Source organism: Maribacter sp. Asnod2-G09, assembly GCF_045063795.1.
Lineage (GTDB): Bacteria > Bacteroidota > Bacteroidia > Flavobacteriales > Flavobacteriaceae > Maribacter.
The window spans coordinates 350,135-374,920 of record NZ_JBEFOA010000002.1; the positions used below are offsets into that span (position 1 = coordinate 350,135).

19 protein-coding genes are annotated in these 24,786 nt (G+C 35.9%); 10 read left to right on the forward strand and 9 right to left on the reverse strand.

The genetic code is table 11. The features are described from left to right. Positions 1 to 155 precede the first annotated feature (155 nt). The 8 genes from ACJJVT_RS01545 to ACJJVT_RS01580 all read left to right on the forward strand — a co-directional run bounded on the left by ACJJVT_RS01545 (position 156) and on the right by ACJJVT_RS01580 (position 13,170). Entirely contained in the window at positions 156 to 4,253 is a 4,098-nt protein-coding gene (locus ACJJVT_RS01545; protein ID WP_405395864.1) for an FG-GAP-like repeat-containing protein, read from the forward strand. 386 nt (positions 4,254 to 4,639) lie between these two features. Next, a complete protein-coding gene (locus ACJJVT_RS01550; protein ID WP_405395866.1) occupies positions 4,640 to 7,786 on the forward strand; it encodes a beta strand repeat-containing protein in 3,147 nt (1,048 codons plus the stop codon). Between the two features lie 32 nt (positions 7,787 to 7,818). After that, positions 7,819 to 9,840: a gliding motility-associated C-terminal domain-containing protein gene (locus tag ACJJVT_RS01555; RefSeq protein WP_405395869.1), complete on the forward strand. Its 2,022-nt coding sequence runs from the start codon at positions 7,819 to 7,821 to the stop codon at positions 9,838 to 9,840. Positions 9,841 to 9,902: 62 nt separating this feature from the next. Continuing rightward, on the forward strand, positions 9,903 to 10,799 hold the full coding sequence (locus ACJJVT_RS01560) for a type IX secretion system membrane protein PorP/SprF (RefSeq protein ID WP_405396635.1): 897 nt from the start codon (positions 9,903 to 9,905) through the stop codon (positions 10,797 to 10,799). A gap of 60 nt (positions 10,800 to 10,859) precedes the next feature. Further along, complete coding sequence (idi, locus tag ACJJVT_RS01565) at positions 10,860 to 11,390, forward strand: isopentenyl-diphosphate Delta-isomerase (RefSeq protein WP_405395870.1); 531 nt, start codon at positions 10,860 to 10,862, stop codon at positions 11,388 to 11,390. After that, a complete protein-coding gene (locus tag ACJJVT_RS01570; protein ID WP_405395872.1) occupies positions 11,390 to 11,797 on the forward strand; it encodes a 6-pyruvoyl trahydropterin synthase family protein in 408 nt (135 codons plus the stop codon). The genes idi and ACJJVT_RS01570 overlap by 1 nt, the downstream gene beginning before the upstream one ends. A gap of 82 nt (positions 11,798 to 11,879) precedes the next feature. Beyond that, positions 11,880 to 12,842 carry a type I phosphomannose isomerase catalytic subunit gene (locus ACJJVT_RS01575; protein ID WP_405396637.1) on the forward strand — a complete coding sequence of 321 codons (963 nt, stop codon included), beginning with the start codon at positions 11,880 to 11,882 and terminating at the stop codon, positions 12,840 to 12,842. 58 nt (positions 12,843 to 12,900) lie between these two features. Further along, complete coding sequence (locus ACJJVT_RS01580) at positions 12,901 to 13,170, forward strand: hypothetical protein (RefSeq protein WP_133673519.1); 270 nt, start codon at positions 12,901 to 12,903, stop codon at positions 13,168 to 13,170. A 76-nt stretch (positions 13,171 to 13,246) separates the two neighbouring features. On the opposite strand, the gene ACJJVT_RS01585 is transcribed toward ACJJVT_RS01580, so the two are convergent. The 7 genes from ACJJVT_RS01585 to ACJJVT_RS01615 all read right to left on the reverse strand — a co-directional run bounded on the left by ACJJVT_RS01585 (position 13,247) and on the right by ACJJVT_RS01615 (position 21,792). After that, entirely contained in the window at positions 13,247 to 13,939 is a 693-nt protein-coding gene (locus tag ACJJVT_RS01585; RefSeq protein WP_405395876.1) for a DUF4369 domain-containing protein, read from the reverse strand. An 81-nt stretch (positions 13,940 to 14,020) separates the two neighbouring features. Beyond that, positions 14,021 to 15,295 (reverse strand): DUF819 domain-containing protein, encoded by a 1,275-nt coding sequence (locus ACJJVT_RS01590; protein WP_405395879.1) that lies wholly within the window; start codon positions 15,293 to 15,295, stop codon positions 14,021 to 14,023. Positions 15,296 to 15,329: 34 nt separating this feature from the next. After that, positions 15,330 to 16,133, reverse strand: a complete 804-nt coding sequence (locus tag ACJJVT_RS01595) for a Cof-type HAD-IIB family hydrolase (protein WP_405395881.1) — start codon at positions 16,131 to 16,133, stop codon at positions 15,330 to 15,332. Position 16,134: 1 nt separating this feature from the next. Next, complete coding sequence (locus tag ACJJVT_RS01600; protein ID WP_405395884.1) at positions 16,135 to 18,333, reverse strand: DUF5916 domain-containing protein; 2,199 nt, start codon at positions 18,331 to 18,333, stop codon at positions 16,135 to 16,137. Positions 18,334 to 18,395: 62 nt separating this feature from the next. Next, positions 18,396 to 18,563 carry an Arc family DNA-binding protein gene (locus ACJJVT_RS01605; RefSeq protein ID WP_073245861.1) on the reverse strand — a complete coding sequence of 56 codons (168 nt, stop codon included), beginning with the start codon at positions 18,561 to 18,563 and terminating at the stop codon, positions 18,396 to 18,398. Between the two features lie 32 nt (positions 18,564 to 18,595). After that, positions 18,596 to 19,447, reverse strand: a complete 852-nt coding sequence (locus ACJJVT_RS01610; protein WP_405395887.1) for an SPFH domain-containing protein — start codon at positions 19,445 to 19,447, stop codon at positions 18,596 to 18,598. Positions 19,448 to 19,533: 86 nt separating this feature from the next. Next, positions 19,534 to 21,792, reverse strand: coding sequence for a transglycosylase domain-containing protein (locus tag ACJJVT_RS01615; protein ID WP_405395889.1), 2,259 nt, complete (start codon positions 21,790 to 21,792; stop codon positions 19,534 to 19,536). A gap of 88 nt (positions 21,793 to 21,880) precedes the next feature. Between ACJJVT_RS01615 and ACJJVT_RS01620 the strand changes: the two genes are divergently transcribed. Beyond that, positions 21,881 to 22,654: a S1/P1 nuclease gene (locus tag ACJJVT_RS01620; protein WP_405395891.1), complete on the forward strand. Its 774-nt coding sequence runs from the start codon at positions 21,881 to 21,883 to the stop codon at positions 22,652 to 22,654. On the opposite strand, the gene ACJJVT_RS01625 is transcribed toward ACJJVT_RS01620, so the two are convergent. Further along, a complete protein-coding gene (locus ACJJVT_RS01625; RefSeq protein ID WP_133673511.1) occupies positions 22,655 to 22,933 on the reverse strand; it encodes a TIGR03643 family protein in 279 nt (92 codons plus the stop codon). A gap of 161 nt (positions 22,934 to 23,094) precedes the next feature. Next, positions 23,095 to 23,967 carry an AraC family transcriptional regulator gene (locus ACJJVT_RS01630; RefSeq protein WP_405395893.1) on the reverse strand — a complete coding sequence of 291 codons (873 nt, stop codon included), beginning with the start codon at positions 23,965 to 23,967 and terminating at the stop codon, positions 23,095 to 23,097. A gap of 215 nt (positions 23,968 to 24,182) precedes the next feature. On the opposite strand from ACJJVT_RS01630, the gene ACJJVT_RS01635 reads away from it, so the two are divergent. Beyond that, positions 24,183 to 24,767: a hypothetical protein gene (locus tag ACJJVT_RS01635; RefSeq protein ID WP_299324722.1), complete on the forward strand. Its 585-nt coding sequence runs from the start codon at positions 24,183 to 24,185 to the stop codon at positions 24,765 to 24,767. Positions 24,768 to 24,786 lie beyond the last annotated feature (19 nt).

The following is a 24,786-nucleotide window of genomic DNA, read 5'->3' on the forward strand; positions in this document are numbered from 1 at the left end:
GGGGTTAACAGCTCAGGCAACAGTTTATCAATTGTTTACCTTGTTGTGAAGACCATTGGCAACATTAATTTTTTGACTTCACCTTATTAGCTGAATTTTATAATATCAAATCATGCTAAATACTTCCCCCATATTGGCAGTGTAAATATTTTTCAATGGGGGTTTCTCTCTTCAAGAGGATAAAATTGCGCTATTTAGGCTTAGTTACTTTAGTCTTTTTCTCGAATATAGCTTTACAAGCACAAACGACTTTTACTGAAAGTGCAGCTTCTTATGGTCTCGATTTGGGTCAACCTAAAGATGGTGGTCACGCATGGTCAGATTTTGATAATGATGGTGATCTCGATGTTCTCGTACTAGAAAATAACAATAGCCAAAATGTAAAAAGTTTTTTAATGCGCAATAATGGTAACAATACGTTTACCAATGTACAACCTATTTTAGTGCCTGGTATGTTGGGTGATTGGGCAGAGCGGCAGGCGGTTTGGGGCGATATTAATAATGATAGTAGACCAGATTTTATAATCAATTCTTCGGGTAATAATAATGCTAGAAAAGCAATTCAAATATTCATTCAAAATACAGATGGTACTTTTGGTAATGGTATTGGCGGATCTGCGCCTATAACTATAGGTAGGTCTGGTGCTACTATAGTAGTACCAGGTGTAAATTCTGAAGGTGTTGGTTTTTTTGATTTTGAAGGAGATGGTGATTTAGATATCTTTTTTGATAATCATGATATGGGTATAGAATTATTGAGAAATAATTTTATTGATCATACTACGCATACAGTTTCAAATCCTGCTCCAAATGTATTGTTTACACATATTACCACAGGTAATGGTAGTGGTGTTACACAGTTCGGCTTAAATCAGTTTGCGACAGATGGTGATTATGGTACCGCTGCCGATGTAAATGATGATGGTTGGGTCGATATATTTATGCGTAAGCGAGATGAAAATGATTTTTTCTTAAATCAAGGTGGTAATTTTTCTAATGGTGCAGATTTAGGTCAGGCAGCAAATAACAATAAAGGTGGTAACGGACTTTGGGATTTGGATAATGATGGTGATTTAGATGCTGTATGGACGGAAAATGGTCAAACTCAAATTCATAGAAATGATGGTGGCGGAATATTTACCGCTTTAGGTGCCGGCTCTTTTCCGGGTTTACCACAACCTGGTAATTTAAACAATGGCAGTTCAGGCGCTAGAATAGATGCTCTAGCAGGCGGAGATATAGATAATGATGGTGATATAGATATTATTCTGGTAGGTAATAGCAGAAGTTATTTATATATCAATCAATTGAACAGTCCTACACCAGCTCCGGGGGTAATAGGTAGTGGTTCGGCAATGAACTTTTCACTAGACGCTCAGCAATTTAATTCAGGTAGAGATGGTGAGGGTACTACCATGGTAGATGTTGATGATGATGGTGATTTAGATATTTATATCAATATAAATAATAATAGCAATCAACTATATATTAATAATTTACCAGCGGCAAATAGAAATAACCACCTACTTATAGATGTTACTGAAGATAGGGGTGCCAATGGCTCTACAGGAGGTTTCTTGGGTAGGGTAGCAATTGGTACAAATGTTTTAATTAGAGACTGCTCTGGTAATATTGTTAGTGGTTTGAGACAGGTAAATGGAGTATATGGTCATGGTACACAACAGCCAGAAGAAGTACATTTCGGTTTACCCTTGGGAGAAGGCGAGACTTACATTATAGAAGTGCATTATCCAAATTTTTATGATTCTTCTGATCCAAACGGCTACTCAAGATTAATTGCTACTGCCATTGCACAACCTAGTACAATTGCAGGTACAAACCATTATACGTTAACCACTACTGATGCCGAATTAATAGAAAATCCGAATGCACCTATAGCAGCAGATGATGAGGTACAGGTCGCTTACGGAAATTCTGTTTCTGTGCAAGTTCAATTATTTACAAACGATTCTGAACCAGATGGTGAAAATTTCTCTATAGAAAATGTCACACAACCTTCAGTAGGTTCGGTAGTAGTTTATGATGCAGAGAACGGACTCGTAACATATACATATAGCGGTGCAACTCCTTTTCCGGGTGAGACTACTTTTGACTACACTATTACCGATTCAACAGATTCACTTTGTCCTTCTTTAGGTAAGAGCGATACTGCAACGGTTAGAATTTTTGAACCATGTACAGACCCAACAGGAATAGATACCGATGGCGATGGTATAAACGATGTATGTGACCTTGATAATGATAATGATGGTATTTTAGATGTTGATGAATGTGATGAAGCAATCTCTCTAGTTACAAATGGTAATTTTACTGATTGGATATTTAGTTCAGGATGGACTGGCTCAGGACAAAATTGGAACAAAAATGCTAATCGGGCTTATTATGCCCAATGGAATGGTGCAGGTACGGCAACTTTTTATCAAACAATTAATGTATCTCCAAATATTTTAAATACCATAATTTTTGATGTTGGTGCTTTTGCAGATTATTCGGGAGAATCAACTCTTGAAGTAAAGATAGACGGAGTAGTATATTTTACAGAAACAGCTACACAGATAGTGGTAACTAATGGAGGTAATGCCGTAGATGGTAATGAGACCTTAAATATGTCATCTAGAAGTTTCTCTTTTACACCAACTTCAAACACGGTTACTTTAAGTTTTGATGGGTCTTCACCGGTAAATAATCACGATCTATTATTTGTGGATAACGTAATGTTAAATACCGGTTGCGGAGATTTAGATGGAGACGGTACTGAAGATATTTTTGATTTGGACAGTGATGGTGATGGATGTTTTGATGCCTTGGAAGGAAATGATAGCTTAGATTTTTCAGATTTAAACGGAAATGGCAGTATTTCGGGAGCTGTTGATGCCAATGGTGTACATACCGCTGTAAGTGGAGGGCAAGGAAAAGGTAGTGCAAGAGATTATACGGTTACCTCAGACTTGTGTGATGATGATGGAGATGGCGTGAATAATGCAAATGACAAATGTCCATATTTTGATGATGCAATAGATAGCGATAATGATGGTGTGCCAGATGGTTGCGATGTAGATGATGATAATGATGGCGTATCAGATTGCGAAGAATCCATAGATAATGTCACCAACGAATTTGCTTGGACTTTGAATAATCCATCCGGAAATCTGCAAATGGATACAAATTATGATACAAAAATTAATGATTGGGTATTAAGTGACACTAATACATTGATTATGAACGGATCTAATTTTTCAATATCCGGCAGTAATATAAGAATAGAATCTTTTACCTCGCAAACTAAAGAAGAAGCAGTTCAAAAAGGAGATTATGTTGAGGTATCATTTACAACTACTTCAGATGTTGCATCGTTGCGGTTAAATGAAATTCGCTCTGGCTGGTATAGACCTAATCAGGGTGATTCTTACTATTCTGCCACAGCTTTTACAAAAGTAGGTTCAAATGTTTGGACCACTTTATCAACCGATGTTTTACATACCGATAACGGTAGTTCTTATGCATCTTTTCAACATTTAGGTGCCAATGCGGTTTATCTAGATGCGATTACCACGTATTCATTTCGTTTTTATGTGTATGGTCAAATAAATGATTCATCGCAAATATATTCTATAATAGACGATATTGCTTTTGGTGTTACGGCATGTAGAACTGGTAATTTAGATGGCGATGCTTTACCGAATCATCTTGACGATGATAGTGATGGCGATGGTTGTAATGATGCAGATGAAGCATATGCAAACACCTCTGCAGATTCTGATAATAATGGCATATATGGTTCCGGAACTCCAAATGTAAATCTAGACGGTTCTGTAACTGCGGCTTCTTATCCTACACCAGCAGATGGTGATGGTAATGGCGATTATGATTTTTTACAAGTTACGGCAACTCCAGTTGTTACTGATCAACCACAAAATCAAACTGTATATATAGGAGAAGATGCAATTTTTATTTCAACTGTTAATAATGCAGATACCTATAAATGGCAAGTGAGTATAGACGGTTTAAATTATACTAATCTGGAAAATAACTCAGAGTATTCAGGCACTGAAACTTCAACTCTGACGGTTTTGAATGTATCAAAACTAAAAGAAGGATATTCATATAGATTACTCGCTTCTAATTCCAGTAATATATGCGCGGAAATAGTTTCAAATGCAGCTTTACTTTTTGTAAAAGCTAGAACCGTAATTACAAATAGGCGAATTACATATCGTATAAAGGCAAATTAAAAACAACTATTTATATACATAAAATCTTGAAATAAGTATGTTAAATATTATTTATATGTAGGAATATACTTATAAATAATAATAAGTTTTCAACTAATAGTAAATGCTTTTTTTCTCTAAAATTTTACATATTTTGAAATTTTATAGTGACAAAAACTGCCCTAATAACAGTCCATCTTCGACGAACAACCACCCATTTTATTAAAAAAGAAACATACCTAAACCTCATATTTATGATGGTATATGGTGTTAATAATGCATTACACAACAATTATTTTAGGGTGCACTGCTTATAATCAATATTTGTGCATTGTGAATACCATAGATCCATCTTGTCGAATTTAATGTCGAGTAAATTTTTGGAAAGCACATTTTGAAAATCCTATATGACCAACGAATTATTGAAGGTGGAATTGAATATTAAAAGTATGAAGAGTCAAGCTAATAAAACCCTAGGTAATACCATAAAATTTATAATGGTGTTATTTACTTTACTAATATCAGGTATCTCTATGGCACAAACAACTGTGACTCTAGAAGATCAATGTAATTGCGAAGTATTGCAGGGTACCGATGTATCAGCGCCAGGGGTTACAACTCCAGCAGGTGCAGATTTAGGAGATCTGTATGTAAATACAGATACAGGAACTATTTACTATTGGAATGGAACCACTTGGGAGTTAACGTCTACGGATGATAACACTACCAATGCTTCGTTAACAGAAGATGGAGTAAACCTAATTTTGACCGATAGTGATTTAAGTACGGTATCTATTCGTTTAGCTGATATAGCTGATGTAGTTGATACAAATACTACGAATGTAACTTTTACAGTAAATAGTGTAAATGGTACATTGGATATTATAGATTCTGAGGGGGCTATTGTATCTGTTCCTTTAGCGGATATAGCTGCGTTGGTAAATACCGATAATCAAGAGGGTACGGAAGTATTTTTAACTACGCCATTAGATGTAGATGGCGATAGGATTAATGAAACAACAGTAGAAGAGGCAATAGCAGATTTAGCAGCAAATAATGCTTTGGATTTAGACATTGATCCTACCAATGAACTAACTACAAGTGGTGCAGGTGCTCCAACGGCGGCTCCGGTAAATGATAATCCGGGAGTAACTTATTTAGATACTGCAACAAATGAGTTGTATGTATATGATGGTTCAAACTGGACAATGGTTACTGATAATCAAATTGCAGGTGAAGTTGAGGTTACCCCTGCAGGAAACATCACCGCAAATGATGTACAATCTGCATTAGAAGAATTAGACGGTATTATTACATCTAGTGAACTTACTACAACAGTTGTAGAAGGGACAGGAATAGACGTTACACCTTTAGAAACAGGAAATAATACGGAATATACTATAACCGTAGATCCTACTGATATAATTGGTGACGGAAGTATTATATCAACTGATATCGATGTTACAGGAGGAGCAAATTCAACATTAAATGATGTAACTCTTACTATTGCGGATGACGCAATTACTAATGTGAAGATGGGAGATAATGCGATCACCACTACAGAAATTTTAGATGGTACGATAGTAGCTGCCGATATAGCAAATGATGCAGTAAATGCAGCGACAATAAATGCGGATGTAGCAGGAACGGGATTAGTTCAGAATGCAACAACAGGTGCATTAGAAGTAGATGGAACAGCTGCCGATATAGCAAATGATGCAGTAAATGCAGCGACAATAAATGCGGATGTAGCAGGAACGGGATTAGTTCAGAATGCAACAACAGGTGCATTAGAAGTAGATGGAACAGCAATCACAGGTGATGGCGATATTACCTCTGGAGATTTAACTGTAGGTGGAGACACCAATGCGTTATTAGGAGATGTTACCTTGGAGATAACAGCTGGCGCAGTAGGCAATACGGAATTAGCTGCCGATGCAGTTACCACGGATAAAATAGCGGCAGGTGCAGTTGAAACTTCAGACTTAGCAAATGATGCAGTTGCATTGGAAAAGTTAGCAAATGGTACTGCTACTGGTCAAGTAATGCAGTGGGACGGAACTGATTGGATTCTAATAGATTTAGGTTCGGTAACAGTAACAGAAAATGACGGAATAATTGGTAACGAAGTAGTTGGTTCTTCAAATGGAACATTGACTTTATCTGGAGCAGGTTCTACAGGTGACCCATTAAGGTTGGCAGTTTCAGATGATGGAATTACAACGAATGAGATAGCTCCGGGAGCAGTAGAAACTACAGATTTGTCAGATGATGCAGTTACCTTAGGTAAATTGGCAGCTGGCGGCAATATGGGTGATTTAATACAATGGAATGGAACAGACTGGGAGTATATAGCTCCAAGTTCTTTAATTCCAGCAACAACAGTTTCTAACACAAGTACCGTAAATACATTGACTACAACGGTAGACGGTGTTACGGGAACGGGAGTTGATATTATTAATAGTAATTCATTAACATTAAATGGTAGTAATGAATTAGTAAGTACGGTAAATGGTGAGGCATCTGGAATAATAGATTTAAGCTCATACGTAAATACAGATTCACAAACGATAAGTAGTGTAGTTTTAAGTCCGAATGAAACAGTAAGAGTAGATTTGGTTGATGGTGGTAATACTACCATTGACATACGCGATGCGGATAGCGATCCGAACAATGAGGATCAGACGGTATCTGCAGGGACAGGAATAAGTGTAAACCAGGTAGGAGATGATTTTGCGGTAACCAATACGGCGCCTGACCAGACGGTAGCAATAGCAGATGGTGGCAATGGAAATGTAACAGTAGGCGGAACATACCCGAACTTTACGATCGATGTACCAGATGCAACCGTTGATACAGATGACCAGAACTTAACAAGTGCAGTAGTAACTGCAAATGAGAGCGTTGAGATTCAGATTAACGACGGTACAAATACAACGATAGACATTCGTGATGCCGATTCAAATGCATCGAACGAACTTCAGACAATAAGTAGGTCTGGAACCAATGTAATATTATCTAATGGTGGTGGTACAGTTTCGATTGCAGATAATGATAACAATTCGAATAACGAAATACAGACAATAACGTCAACAGATGGTTCTGTAACAGTGACTCCAACTGGTATTAATTATAACTTATCTGTACCAACAGCAAACGGTGCAGAAACGATTGTAGAAGCTGCGCCAGACACTGATATTAGTGTTACTGGTTCAGGTACATCAGCTGATCCCTATTTGATTGCCAATACAAGACCTGATATTTTCTATCCGCCTTCTATAGAGGTAGATGTGGCAACAACAGGTACTGATAGAAAAATAGATTTACATGCAGAATACTTATCTCAATATGGTACGCCTTCAGTAGTTAGTACAGGAGCACCAGCAGCTATACCAACGTATGCTAATACTGAATTATATTACTACGTTACTTATTTTGATGATTCTGTTTTTGCTAACGTAAGAGTTGATGCCTTAGGTGAAATGACTTATGATGTTATTGCTGCACCAACGGATTATAATACATTGATTAATGTAGTATTCGTAGCCAAATAATTAGCTTAATTAAGCATAGATCCCAAATCGATTTGAAAAAAACGCATATATATAAAACCATATTTCTCAGTATCGTTACAACGATACTGGGGGTGTTGGTATCTAACGCCCAGTTCTTACTGCAGGCACCTACGGATAGTGATCAAAATAACTTTCGTTGGTATGAAGCTTCAGATACGGCAACCGTACTTGGTACAGATTCTTTTTACGAAGTAACCCAACCGGGTATTTACTTTGCAACCTATGACGGTACCTTATGTGGCTCTAATGCAACAGGGTATTTTATTGTAACAGATTGTAATAATCCAGACAATGAAGTAACTATGGATATTACTTCTAACGTACCAAGCACAGCTTCGGTAAGTTGGAGTCCGCCATTACCAGGTGATCAATTAAGTCCCATGGTCATTGCTACCGATGCAGTGGTAAAATATACTGCACTGGTAACAAAAGCAGGTAATACGTTTAGTCTACCAAATTTTACGGTGGTGTGTTTGCCTGAAGCAGCAGATTTAGAAGATGATTTAGTAACTACAGATGAAGAAGTACCAGTAATTATAGATATTTATGGTAATGATGCCGATTTACCGGATGTAGGTGCTTTAACAACTACAGATCCTGCAAATGGCTCGGTAACTATTGATGATGGTGGTACGCCGAACAATCCTATGGACGATATAGTAACCTATACTCCAGATGTAGATTTCAATGGTACTGACACTTTTGATTATACCATTTGTAATGCTTACGGAGATTGTAGTACGGCAACGGTAACTATAGAAGTATTACCAATTTTAGATACTAATGATGATTCTATAGCAATTGATATCAATGCAATCACCGCAATAGATACATGGCAATTAAATGATAACGATTTACCTACAGATGGTACATTTAGCGTAACGCAACCAACTAATGGTTCTGTAACTGTTGATGATAATGGTACACCTAATGACCCATCGGATGATATACCGACATATTTCCCGAATAATAATTATTTAGGAACAGATGCATTTGATTATACGGTTTGTGATACAGCGGGTAATTGTAGTACATCAACCATAACAATTCTTATTAACCCATTGGGTGTTGATATGGATAGTGATGATGATGGTATCGTTGATAGTTTTGAAGATTTAAATTTAGATGGGGATAATGACCCTTCTACTGATCCAACAGATTCTGATGGTGACGGCTTCCCAGATTATTTAGATATTGATGCTGACGGAGATGGTATACCAGATAATGTTGAAGCTCAAGCGACGGCGGATTATATTCCACCTTCTGGGATCGATGCGAATACCAACGGTTTAGATGATGCGTATGAAGCTAATGGTTTAACTGGATTATTCCCTGTGGATACAGACGGAGATAACCTACCTGATTATTTAGATGAGGATAGTGATAACGATAATGTACTAGATGCTATTGAAGCTCATGATTATGATCACGATGGTATTGCTGATGTTGTTAGTATTGGTTCAGATAAAGATAATGACGGTCTAGATGATGGCTATGAAGGTGCAATTTCGGTTGATACGGATGTCAACGATGAAATTGATGATCCTTACGCACAATTGCCAAATACAGATAGTGATGAAGAATCTGATTATAGAGATACCGATGATGACGATGATGGTATACAAACAAGAGATGAAGACATCAACCTTAACGGAAATTATGCTGATGATGATTCTGACGATGATGGTATACCGAACTACTTAGATTCAGATTTAGGTCAGCTAGAAGAAGAAATTGAAGTTTTCAACGTTATTACACCTAACGGTGATGGCATTCATGATGTTCTAAGAATAGACGGTCTACAGAATTACCCTAACAATACATTGAAAATCTATAACAGATGGGGTGTAGCGGTATATATGACGAAGGCATATGATACAGAGGGTAACGTATTTGACGGAACGTCTGAAGGTCGAGTAACCGTTGATATGGACAGTAAACTACCAGTAGGTACATATTTCTATATTCTAGAATATGAAATGCCGAACGGAGATTCAGAAACCCTGTCTGGTTACATATATATAAATAGATAATAAGAATGTTGAACACCTATATAACCATACTTAAAAAGAATTTTCTAAAACGAGCTGTCGCAATGGTGGCAATTTGTTTTGGAGTATTTTCTTATGGGCAACAAGATGCACAGTATACACAGTACATGTATAATACTATAAGTGTAAACCCTGCATACGCGGGTTCTAGAGGGCATATTAGTATGGGTGCCTTGCATCGTTCTCAATGGGTAGGTTTAGATGGTGCGCCAACTACGCAAACTATAAATGTGCATTCACCCATTGGGTATAGAGGTGTAGGTCTAGGCTTGTCGATAGTTAATGACGAAATTGGTCCCACTTCAGAAACAAATTTTGATATTGATTTCTCATATACGGTATGGACATCTACCGAGGGTAGATTAAGTTTTGGGTTGAAAGCCAGCGCTAATTTATTAGATGTTAGGTTTTCAGAATTAAACCAGTATACAACAGATCCAACCTTACAACAAGATATCGATAATAGACTTTCACCTAATATTGGAGCTGGTGTTTATTATCATACCGAAAGATTCTATGCAGGCTTATCGGTACCTCGAATTTTAGAAACATCACATTTTCAAGAAACCAACCTTTCTACGGCTAAAGAACAAATGAACCTTTATTTAATAACTGGTTATGTTTGGGATTTGAACGAGTCAGTGAAATTCAAACCGGCATTATTGACAAAGGTGGTACAAGGTGCCCCGTTACAGGTAGATTTATCGGCAAACTTTATGTTTAACGAAAAGTTTATTTTAGGAGCTGCCTACAGATGGGATGCCGCATTTAGTGGTATGGCAGGTTTCAATGTATCTAATAAGTTCTTAATTGGTTTAGCTTATGATAAGGAAACTACAGACCTTGGTAATACTGCTTTCAATGATGGATCATTTGAAATAATTTTCAGATACGATTTCATTATGACCAAGAACAACTTAAAATCTCCTCGTTTCTTCTAGATTTTTCTTTTTATATATTCATCGTTACGTAAAATACCTAAAACGCCTTATTTTTACCTAATGAAGGAAGAACAGGTAATTCTCGTAAACGAAAATAACGAGCAAATAGGCACTATGGCTAAGATGGAAGCCCATGAAAAGGCAGTTTTACATAGGGCATTTTCGGTGTTTATTACAAATAACAACGGTGAAATTATGCTGCAACAACGAGCGGCATCTAAATATCATTCGCCATTATTATGGACAAACACCTGTTGTAGTCATCAGCGTGTAGGTGAAACTAATATTGAAGCAGGTAAACGTAGACTTCAAGAAGAAATGGGATTTCAAGCAGAATTAAAAGAATTATTTTCCTTCATTTATAAGGCTCCTTTCGATAATGGTTTAACCGAACATGAACTAGATCATGTAATGATAGGTAGTTATGTGGCTGAACCAAACATTAATCCTGAAGAGGTAGAGGCGTGGAAATGGATGTCTCCTGAAGCTATAAAAGAAGATATCGCTAATAATCCTAAAGAATACACAGCTTGGTTTAAGATTATCTTTGATAAATTTTACGAACACTTATTTAAAATGCCAGCGAAATAATGAAAGTAAAAGTAAGTAGAAAGGCACATTTTAATGCAGCCCATCGTTTATATAGAAAAGATTGGGATGACAGCAAAAACACCGAAATTTTCGGAAAATGTAACAACCCAAATTTCCACGGTCACAATTATGAGCTTGTTGTAAGCGTTACAGGAGAGATAGATTCCGAAACCGGCTTTGTAATGGATATGAAGGTGTTAAAAGATCTGGTCAAAGTAGAGATTGAAGACTATTTAGACCATAAAAATTTAAATATTGAGGTAGAAGAGTTTAAAGTTTTAAACCCAACAGCCGAAAATATTTCAGTAATAATTTGGCAGAAGTTAAGACCACATATTCAAAAATCACACGATTTAGAAGTGGTGCTTTATGAAACGCCTAGAAATTTTGTAACGTTCTCTGGATAATTCAAACATCAAAATGTAAGAAAAATCCTTAATTATCGTTATAAACCTGAATTAATTGACCAACAAAATAAGATATACAATGATACATCCTTTGAAATTTAGACCAATTTTAAAAGAAAGACTTTGGGGTGGTACTAAGCTTAAAGAAGTTTTTGGTAAGCCTATAGAGAGCGATATTACTGGCGAAAGTTGGGAGTTGTCTACCGTTAAAGGTGATATCTCTGTTGTTGCCAATGGCAGCTTAGCAGGTAAGTCACTTCAAGATCTTATAGACTCGAATGCAGAAGAGCTTTTGGGTAAAAGTGTTGTAGAACGCTTCGGAAAAGAATTTCCGATTCTTATAAAGTTTATCGATGCCAAACAAGATTTGTCTATTCAACTGCACCCAAATGATGCCTTGGCAAAAGAGCGTCATGATTCTTTTGGTAAGACTGAGATGTGGTATATTATGGATGCAGATCCTAAAGCAGAACTAATTGTTGGCTTTAACAAAGATGTTAGCAAAGAAGAATATGCTGAAAGTATTGATAATGATACCTTGCTTGATCTTCTTAATTATGAGGAAGTTAAAGAAGGAGATACTTTCTTCATTAATACAGGTAAAATTCATGCTATTGGAGCAGGGGTAATGTTGGCAGAAATTCAACAAACATCTGACGTAACGTATCGCGTTTTCGATTTTAATAGAAAAGATAAAGATGGTAACCTTCGTGAATTACATACAGAACTAGCTTTAGATGCTGTAGATTATGAAAAGAAAGATGATTTCAAAGTTTCTTACGGTCATGAAAAGAATGAGGTAAATACAATGGTAGATTGCCCATACTTTAAAACCAACTTCATTGAGCTAACAGAGAATTTAGATTTAGACACTACACAAAGAGATTCATTTACCATATTTATGTGTGTTGGTGGCGAAGCTAAAATCAGCACTGCTGAAGGCGAAGTTTCAATAAAAAGTGGCGAAACGGCATTATTGCCAGCTTCTACACAGAAGATTTCTTTACAATCTAGTGGTGCTAAACTATTAGAAGTTACTATTTAAGGTCTAATTAACTGTACGGCAGTTCAAAAATTGTATTTTTGCAAAAAAATAATTAGAGATGGCAAGTATTAAAAATTTAAAGAAAGATATTAATAATGTTCTTGGTGACATTATAGAAGGTGTTTATATAGTTGAGGCTACTAATGGTACTACGCATTCAAAAGAAGGTTCTGCCATTATAGATGAGGCAATTTCATCTTTTGATGAGTTGGTTGCTAAAATCAACCAAAATGATGTTGAGAACAAGAAAGCACATTTCAAAGAAGTAAGAAAAGATTTGGAAACTAAAGCAACTAAATTGGTAGATGACCTTAACAAGTTGGTATAGTTTACCTCTTCCTGAAAATAAAAAAGCATCCTAAAATATTAGGATGCTTTTTTATTTGGTACATATGGAGTTGTACTTATTTCTTTAAAAGTGTAGCTAGCTCTTTACCATATTTTGATTCTGCAACCTCTGGCGATAGCACTTGGTAAATAGAATCTAAGTATTTGACATTGGCATCAGGTATTTCTTTTAATGCGATGTACGGCGCTACAAACGACGATTTGTTATTTAGCGCAAAGTTAATTGCGAATGCATATCCTCTTTGTGTATTTCTATTGCTGATATTCGCTAAAGAATCTATACTTAACTGGCTTAATTCGCCATCTGGTTGGGCAGCATTCATCATAATTTCAACATTTCTTTTATTGATACCGCTCATGGTCTGTTTGTATTCTTTCAGCTTTTCTTGAGAATCAGAACCTGTAATTTTTGCTGTAGTATCAAATGTATTCCAATCTGTATTTATCGTAATGGTACCTGGTTCAGCAAAGAATGTAATACGGTCATTAATATCGTTGTTATCCTTTTTATCTAGGTATAAATAGAATATTTCGGGACTCATTAATTTGGTCTTAAAAGAAAAGTTTCCATCTCCGTTTATAGCAACCGAATCAACCGTGATTAGAACCGAGTCAGGTACATGTTGTAAATAAAGAGTCCCTTTTTTAAGACCTTTTATTTTACCATTTACAATCATTGTCTCTTCTGGGTTATCGCCACATGAGCTTAATGCCAATAGTGCGGTAATAACGAATAGTATTTTCTTCATTCTTATTATTTAGGGCGCAAATATCTATAAAATTTGATAATAAAGAACGCCAACCTTTATTTTGTTATTAAATATGAATGTCTATAGTGAGGAGGCAACCTCCATTAAATAGGCACAAAGTAATGCACCACCGGTACCTACAACATACCCTAAAACTGCAAGCAAAACACCTACAGAAGTTAATGACGGGTGAAATTCAGCTGCAACTACAGGTGCAGATGCGGCACCGCCAACATTCGCTTGACTGCCTACCGCTAAAAAGAAATAGGGAGCTCTTATGAGTTTTGCGACTAATATCATTAATCCGGCATGAATGGCAATCCAAATAAAACCAACAGCGATTAATCCTGGATTTTCAAGCACTTTGTTTAAATCCATTTTCATACCGATGGTAGCTACCAATATATAAATAAACACGCTACCAATTTTACTGGCCCCTGCACCTTCGTAATTTTTTGCTTTGGTAAATGAAAGCGCTATTCCTAAACCGGTGGCAATAACCACCATCCAAAAGAAAGCAGAGCCTAAGAACGAAAGAAAACTTTTTTGGTCGCTTACAGATTCAAAATTATTGGTAAGAAAGGAACTGATATTGTCTCCGAAAAAATGAGCTACACCAACAGCTGTAAAGGCTAACGATAGCATGATTATGTAATCGTTTAGAGTAGGTACACGAGTAATTTTCTCTGTAAACTCCGTCACTTTTATTTTCAAGGTTTCAATAGCAGAAGTATCCGCCTTTAACCATTTGTCAATCTGTTTGGTCTTACCAACACCTAAAAGAACAATAGCCATCCACACATTGGCAACCACAATATCGATCAATACCATTCCGCCATATTTTTCAGGATTGTATTGAAAAATTTCTAACATCGCAGCTTGATTGGCACCACCACCGATCCAACTACCTGCGATAGTGGATAACCCCCTCCAAATGGCATCAAAATCATTTCCACCAACAGTATCCGGAGAGAAAATAGAAACGATAAGAATAGCAATTGGTCCCCCGATAATGATACCTGCGCTACCCGTTAAAAACATAATAATGGCTTTAGAGCCTAAATTGGAAATTGCTTTTATATCTATACTTAACGTCATAAGAACAAGTGCTGCTGGTAGTAAATACCTACTTGCCATAAAATATAAATTTGAAATTTCATCAGAGACAATACCCGTACTGGTCAATATCGCTGGTAACAGGTAACACATCAGTACTGCTGGTACAATAGAGTAGAATTTACTCCAAAATCCTGTTTTTAAACTTGAGGTGTAAAAGATGAAACCTAGGCAAAGTGCCAATAATCCGAATACTACGGTATCGTTTGTAATTAAGGGTTGTGCAAAAAGATATAGCATAAATAGTATGGTAAGTTGCTAGTTTCAAATATAGTTAATTAACCAAGTTATTGGCTATGTAATGTGCTACTCCGTCTGCTGTATTCTCTAATGTAATATAATTAGAAATCGCTTTAACTTCATCTCTAGCGTTAGCTACGGCAACACCGCAACCTACATTTTCAAGCATTTCAATATCATTATAGTTATCACCAAAGGCAATGATATCTGTTAGTGCTTCATGCTGATCCATGAGTAGTTTAATTGCAGAAAGCTTCGATACAGATTTTGGGGCAATTTCGATAAGGGTATCATTAGAACGATACAGATTAAGAGCTTCTCCGAGTTTTTCTTGTAGAATTGGCATCAATATATCTGCACTTGTTTTTGTGCACATCAACATGATTTTGTGAGCACCGATTTTACGCTCTTTCCAATTTTGTAATGTTTGCTTGGTATCTTGAAATACAGGGTTAGATTTTGTGTATTTGATTTCTTTTTCTACTCGTAAAGAGGTTTTAGGTACATACCATTCATTACTATAGTATAGTCCTAAATCAGCTTCTAGTTCCGCACTTAACTCGTAAATCGTCTTTAAAATATCAATAGGGATAAATACCGAATTAAGTTCTTTATTATCTGATAAAACCAACGCCCCATTATAGCAAATGATGGGTTGGTCTGTAATACCTAGGTCTTCTTGTATATACCACATGGCACTGGGCATTCTGGCAGAAACAAGTATGATTTTGGTTTCATTTTTGATTTTACGTATTTGTTCGATAGCATTTAGCGAAACATCACTTTTTGTTGAAAGTAGCGTGCCATCTAAATCTGAACACAAAATTTTATACTTCATATTAGATATTTAACCAGTAGGTAAGTTTAAGATTGATCGATCTATATTTTGGTTCGAAAGAGTTGACAAAGTAATTATCGTTATAAACGATAAACAGGTCAGACAAAGGAGCAAAACGCCATTGTAGTCTAGAATTAAAACCTAAATTATCTCTTTGATTACTATACTGAACCAGCGTTGACCAAAAAATAGATTTACTAAAAGTAACGTCTATTTTAGGACTAATAAGCCAAATATCGGTACTTGAATACGGTTCTGGTAGCGATATTTTGTCATAGTTCATTGCTAACGATAAAAATACCTTTGGTTGAAACCTCAAGTACATTTCTGCACCTACCGAGAATCTATCACCATTGAAAAAGCTACCCATGGTAGGTGATATAGAATATGCAAATCGCTTTCTGCTATCAGATTGATATTCTAATGAAACATAGTTGTAATGATAGCCAACTTCATTGGGTAGGGGAATAGCATCGTCTAAATCGGTTGGGTCAAATTCATCAAAAAGATAGGTATATGAATGCGTATAAGAAACATTAATTTCTGATTGGTCGTTAAATTTCGATTCCCAAGCACCCATTAAATCATAATCTGTATGAAGAAAATCATTTTCGGGGCTCCACGTCATAACCGGGAAGAACTGAAAACTATGGCTTTGCAAGGCGCTATCTTCTGGCCAGAAAACACGTTCGATCATTGTTGCCGATTTAAAAATATCTGTTCTACGAATAAAGCCAAGGTCAGACCTGAAATCTTCACCAATATAGACTACATCTTCAAAAAAGTTCCAGTTTCTTGAATTATACTGCATAAATGCACCCGAAGAAAGATTTGCTTTCCCGGCATTGTGGGCAAAAGATTTATGTAAGTAGAATTTACCGTTCCAGATGTTATTATCTGAAATTAAATTATAATCTATACCTACAACCCTATTATAGCGGTCATCAGGATCTTGAAATTCATAATCTTCAAATGATTGTCTATTGATAAAGAACATACCAATGTTAGAACGCCCGAATACATTTTGTTGTAATGCCAACATTGTATTATTATTGGAGGCTATCTTTTCATCTATATCTTCAGCAGTCTGTAGATTTAGAAAGCCTAGTCTAAGTCCTTTATTTACTTTACCACTTAAACGAACACCACCAATAATTTTATTTTCGATAGAATTGTCAGCGGTATCTTTGGCGATACCTATTCGTCTAGAGAAAAACGGATTTGCATCTCGACCACCACCAAAACTGCCAAATAAATCGCTGTTATCAATAAAGAATTGCCTCTTTTCAGGTAATGAAACTTCAAAACGCGTTAGGTTGGTTACCTGATTATCAACTTCAACTTGCGAGAAATCTGGATTTACCGTAACATCTAAATTCATGCTATTGCCAATGGCAATTTTGGCATCGCCACCGACATTAACTTTCGTGTTGCCCTCGTTTAGCTCAAAGTCTTTTTGGGAACCTAGATTTACGTATGGAATTATAGCTAGTGGAGTACGATATTTACCTAAAGGTTTTTCAAAAATCATATCACCCATAAAGGTGAGTCCGTATATATTTTGATTTTGCGGAATATTCATCCAAGTACTATTCTCGTTAGATTGGGTATCGAATCTATAGCTATTGAAACGCCATTTGGTTTCCCCTTCTTTAAATTTGAAGGCAGTTAAGGGGATGACCATTTCTGCAGTGTAGTATCCATCATAAATTTTAGAATCTCCGCGCCACTTTACATCCCATGAAATGGTAAATCCGTTTAAATTTAGTCCGCCACCAGAAACTAGACCTTCACGACGAACTCCATATGGGTTAATACCAAAAAGGAAGGCATTGTTACCATCGTTGAACGTATCAAAAAGCAAAGTGATATTGTCACTATTACCAGCTCTAAAATCTCGTTTTAAAGATTGAATGGAATAATCGTTACCAGCAGTATATACAGTAATACCTACATAAAGATTGATGTTATCATACATCATCTTTATATCGGTCTGTTTTTTTGACTGTACCGTGTCTAAGGGGAAATATTGCCAAAACTCGTTTGCTTGGTCAGCAGTTTCCCAGCTTGGCTCATCAAGAATTCCGTCAGGGGTAATTTTATCACTTGTTTCTTTTACTACAAATGATTTATCTGAAATTTGCGCATGTAAAGAATAGCAAAAAAGTATAAGTACGAGGGTACCTAATTGTTTGGTCATTTTGGTCATAGTTTGGTAGATGACCAAATTTAAGATTTTGTTTTGTTAAAAAAATGCCAAACTCATTTTGGTTTATTTGATTTGGGTTCTCTTTTTGCCTCTTTTAAAGCTTTCATTAAGATCCACTCTATTTGCCCATTGGTACTACGAAACTCATCTGCAGCCCATTTTTCAATAGCCTGCAGCATTTCTTCGTTGACACGTAGTGCAAAAGGTTTTTTCTTACTCATCTAATAACAAAAATATGAATTGTAGCCCTAGTCTAATGGTTTAAGGTGCCAGTATTTACAATAGGTGAAACATCTTTATCTGAACATAGAACGACCATTAGGTTGCTGACCATTGCAGATTTTCTTTCGTCATCTAAAGCTACCAAATTCTTTTTACTCAACTCTTCTAAAGCCATTTCTACCATACTTACTGCACCTTCAACTATTTTATGTCTTGCAGCAACAATGGCTGTAGCCTGTTGTCTTCGCAGCATGGCATTTGCTATTTCTTGCGCATATGCTAAATACCCAATACGAGCTTCCAAGACCTCTATACCTGCCATAGAAAGGCGCTCTTGCAGTTCTTTCTCTAACGCTTCACTAACTTCATTAACACTTGACCTCAGTGTAATATCTTCATCAAGTCCTTCATCTGCAAAATTGTCATAAGGGTACATACTTGCAAGCTTTCGAACGGCGGCATCGGTCTGTACACGTACAAAATTTTGATAATCATCAACATCGAAAGCAGCTTTGTAGGTATTGGTAACACGCCAAACAAGAATGGTACTGATCATAACTGGGTTACCCAGTTTATCATTGACCTTTAATCGTTCGCTATCAAAATTACTAGCTCTTAATGAAATTCTTTTTTTAGTGTATAAAGGATTCGCCCAAAACAGGCCATTCTCTTTAATTGTACCTACATATTTACCAAATAGAAGTAAAACTCTTGAGCTATTCGGATTCACCAATACAAACCCTGCACACATAAATAATGCGGCAAAAATCATAAAGGCACCAACATAGATTCTAAGAAGTGCAATACCCCCAACTAATAGTACTAAGACTACAAAAAGCATTATATAGCCATTTTGTGCTTTGTGAATTTTCTCTATTTTCATAATTTATGATATTAAAATGATATCATAAATATATCAAATTAAATAATACAAATTACGATCGAGGTAAAATTTGAATGAAAAATCGATTATCCATTAAATTTTTTGTTCTTCTTTTTATTCGGATTTTTAAAGAGACGTTTGAAGAAACCGTCACGCTTAACAGGGTCGCAGTCCAGCGCCTCTAATACGGAAGCAGAAGGTTTCGGAAAATTAGTTTTGGTGTAGATATCAAAATCTTTGTCTTTGTTCAATTCTTGCATCCATAATGCGAATAGGGGTAGAGCGGCATTTGCACCTTGCCCAATACTTGTATTGCTGAATCCGATTTCATGTTGGTCTAAACCAACCCAAGTAATATGTACTAGTTTCGGCGTCAAGGCAACAAACCAAGCATCTTTATTATTTTGGGTAGTACCGGTTTTACCCGCAATGTCATTTTTGAGTCCGTATGTATTTCGAAGTCTAGCTGCCGTTCCAGAATTGACAGTAGATTTCATCATTTCAATCATTATTTGACTAGTTTCTGTAGAAAAAGCGGCTTTTTCGTTTAATTCGGACTTAAATTCCACTAAAACGGAGTCTTTGTGGTTAGATATGCTTTTGATTAAAATCGGTTGAATATGCTTTCCATTATTCGCATAACTGGTATACGCTTGTGCCAAATCGATGATTTTGATTTCACCTGTACCTAGAGCTATAGAAGCTTCATTGGGTAATTTATCTTCTATACCCATGCTTTTTGCCATATCTAAAACATTGCCAATACCAGTTTGTTCCAATACTTTTACAGCAATGGTATTGATAGAATTACTCAGCCCTTCTTCCATAGAATAGTTGAGGTACGCTTCATCTTTATTGCCAGAATTAGAAGGTGACCAACCTTTTAGATTATCATATTCAATTTCTTCGGCAGAGAAATAGGTACATGGCGAAACACCTTGTTCCACAGCAGTTGTGTACACAATGGGTTTGAATGTAGAACCGACTTGGCGTTTGCTTTGCGAAATATGATTATACTTATATTGTTCAAAATTGATACCGCCAATCCATACCAAGATATCACCATTAGTAGGATCTACAGCTAAAGAACCCGTATTTAAGAATTTGGTATAATGCTGAATACTATCCATAGTACTGGCGGTAATTTCTTTATCACCGTCCCATGAATTGAAAATCCTCGATTGTTTGTCATTAGATAAGCTATCTATGATTTTTGCATGCGACAAGCCCGATTTCTGTAATCTTTTATACATGGGTGTCCGCTTGGCTATTTTTTCCATCAACTTTTTGTCTTTTAGCCATGGTGCATTAGATCCATAACTTTTTTCAAAACTATGTTGCAGTTTGGTCATGTGTGTTACCATGGCTTCTTCAGCCAATTTTTGCATTTTATAGTTTAGGGTAGTGTAAATTTTTAATCCCGATGTATAGATATTATAATCGGTATCATCCTTTTGCTCGGCAATCCAGCGAAGCATTTCTTTACGAACTTCTTCCCTGAAGTAAGGCGCAATTCCGGCATTGTAGTCAAATTCTCTGTAGTCTAGATTAAGGCTTTCTTGAGAATAATTAGCGACCTGTTCTTCTGAGATAAAATCATTGTTATACATGGCACGCAATACCAAATTACGTCTGCCCAAGCTTTTTTCAGGGAATATTCTTGGGTTATAGCCATAAGTAGCTTTTAGCATACCTACCAAAGTAGCAGCTTGGGTGGCGGTTATATCTTTAGTTCTAGCGTTGAAAAATTTAAGAGCGGCACTTTCAATACCAAAGGTGTTATCACCAAAAGAAACGGTATTTAGATAATTGGTAATAATCTCGTTTTTCGTAAAAATCTTCTCTAGCCTTTTGGCGATGATCATTTCTTTCACCTTATCGACTACAATATTGGTTTTATTTCGCTCTTTTCTAGGGTAGAGATTTTTAGCTAACTGTTGCGTAAGCGTACTACCACCACCAGAAGAGTTGTCGCCCAAAAGAACTGTTTTGAAACCGACTCTAATTAAACTTCTAATGTCAACACCAGAGTGTTCGTAAAAACGCTCATCTTCAATTGCAATTAATGCGTGAATCAAATCTTCTGGAAAATCGGTAAAAGCAACAGGTTGCCTGTCGTACAAATAATATTTACCGATTAATACACTATCTGCCGAATAAACTTCAGAAGCCATTTGGTATTGAAAATTAGAAAGCTCTTTTTTAGAAGGAATTTTACCCCATAAGCCTAAGTTGACACTACCTATAAATATGATAAATAGCGCAAAAAGACCTAGTATACCTAAGCCGATTATTTTACGAATACCTAATTTTCGTTTAGATGGTTTTCTCCTCTTCTTCTTCATGTACGCAAGTTCAGATATAAATTTAATCTTACCAAGTTTTAACAATGCCTTAAAGTTCGATGTACTATTTTTGGATAAAATTTTAGTGATGAAGAATTGTATTATTTTATTGTTTTTGGTAACGAATTTCACCTTTGCAAATGATATGTATTGGTCCAAAACCGGGCATAGAGTTGTTGGTGAAGTAGCTGAGCAGCATTTGAGTAAAAAGGCAAAACGTGCCATTGAAAGTTTGTTAAACGGAGAGAGTTTAGCTGCCGTAGCCAATTTTGGCGATGAAATAAAATCTGACCGTGCCTATCGCAAATTCAGTGCGTGGCATTATGTAAATATTCCTTTTGGTAAGACATATGCAGAAATTGAGAAGAACGAATATGGCGATTTGGTACAAGGGGTCAATACCTGTTTAGAAATTATAAAAGACGAAAAGAGTAGCAAAGAGGATAAAGCTTTCTATTTAAAATTTCTAGTTCATTTAATTGGAGATTTACACCAACCTATGCATGTTGGTAGATCCGAGGATAAAGGTGGTAATGATATACAGTTACAATGGTTTGGTAGTGGTACCAACTTACATAGGGTTTGGGATTCTAATATGATCAACGAAAACGGAATGAGTTTTACAGAACTCGCTACTGAATACCCTGAAATGTCTAAAGAGCAAATTAAATTTCTACAAAGCGGAAGTTTGCTTGATTGGGTAGAAGAATCTCATCTATTGGCAGAGAAAGTTTATGCATCCGTAGAGCCTGGCGAAAAATTAAGCTACCGATACAGTTATGATTGGTGGGATACTGCTGCCGATCAATTACAAAAAGGCGGAGTTCGCCTTGCTGCAGTGTTGAACGAGGCATTTAAATAATTATCGTTTAGATATTTTATTTCCAGTAATGTTGCGTTGTCTAGAACATCTAAATCGGTCCATTTCATCGGATCTTAATTTAGCATGCTTTGTGGCGCGACCTTGAACACGTTTGCGCCACATTCTAAAACTACTTGGTTTCATTTCGCGACGCATGACTTCGATAGTCTCTTGTTCGCTAATACCAAATTGAAAAGTAATGGCTTCAAATGGCGTACGGTCTTCCCATGCCATCTCAATAATGCGATCTAATTCTCTTTCTGTAAATTCTTTAATCATAGCCGTATAAAGATAATACATGATCATAAATAGAGAAGAACACGTATCCGTTTTTTTTATAACTCAAAAAGAATAGAGCAAAAAAAGAAAGCTTCTAAATGGGAGTTGAATATACCATCTAGAAGCTTTAAAATTTGATTACTATATATAAGGTATAAAAGTTACACCAAAACATTCTTTAACTCGTTCCTGTACTCTGACGGATTTTGCCCGGTAAATGCTTTGAACGATTTATTAAAGTGAGAGAAGTTATTAAATCCGCATTCAAAACAAACCTCTGTTATACTCATTGGTTTTTCTGCCAAAAGTTTAGAGGCGTGTACTAAACGATATTCGTTAACGAATTGTATGTACGTTTTATTCGTAATTTTTTTAAAGTACCTACAGAAAGATGGTATGGTCATACTCACCATAGAAGATATCTCTTCTAGCGTAAGTTCTTCTCTAAAATTATTTTTAACGTGATTGAATACAATATTAATACGGTCATTATCTTTTACATCGGTAGTAAATGAAAATCCTTCCGCATTCAATAATCGCATATCTTCTGAATTTCCTAATTCATTCAATATATTAAGGATAGAAAGTAGCCTTTGAAAATCGGTTTGATATTCTAAAACCTCCATTTTGTCTCCTATTTTTCGTTTTGTCTTACCAGAAAAGGCAATTCCGCCACTAGCGCTATTAAACAAGCTCGCTATTTTCTTCATTTCAGGAAGGTCAAAGAAATCTGGTCCTAAGAAATCTAACTTCATTTGAACAACTGTTTCACTAGTATTACCGGTAAGGGCATCTGTAAAGCCGCAATGAGGTAGATTACTACCTATTAATATAAGGTCACCGTTCGTATAATATGATACATGACTACCAATTTGTCTTTTACCAGAGCCACCGTTAACATATACCAACTCAAGTTCTGGGTGGTAATGCCAAAGATTATTTTTATTCAATTTATGTTCATCAAACTTCTGATAAGTAAAAGAATGACCGAAATCTGGTTTGATAGCTTCGAATGTAGGTTTTTGTTTTACCATGATATTAGGGGATTATTCTATAAAATTAAACCTTCTAATTTGTATGTTCTTTGCAAAATTAACTAAAATATGTGGAATCTTAACCATAGGGTAATAATCGATATGTGTAGTGGTTAAAATAGCACACAAATAGGGAAAATATGATGTAGTGAGAGCTTTATAACGGCTGTATGTTTGTAGTGTAAATTATCATTAACCCTTAAATAATTTATATTATGAAAAACCTAGTAAAATTCACAACAGTTGTTGCCTTTATGTTAGCTACAGTAGCAGGCATGGCAAGAGAGCCAAAATTAAACCTATTATCTGCGGGTAAAGCCAAGAGTGTGGTTTTAACAATGGATGCATCTATTAATGGTGTACAGGTTAAGTTAATGGATTCTGATTTAAATGTTATTTATTCAGAAAAAATGACCGAAGGTCAGTTTAGCAAGAAATTAAATCTTAAAGATTTGGTAGACGGAGTATACTACTTATCTGCCGATGATAATATGACAGCATATTCATATACAATCGTTTTAGATAACGATAATGTGAAAATCGTAGAATCTGATGAAGAAATCAAGCCTTTCTTTAGAAAGACTGATAATATGATCTTCATGAACTATTTAAACTTAGATAGAGCAGATATGTCTATCAAGATTTACGATACAGAAAGTAGAACAGTATTTACACAAGAGGTTGCAGATGAGTTGATTGTTGAGAAAGCATTCAATTTCACAGATGCTTTTCCAGGAACTTACACGGTAACCGTTAAGTCTGCAGGTAAAACATATACTGAAGAGTTTGTTGTTAATTAAGTTGATTTAAGTTGATTTA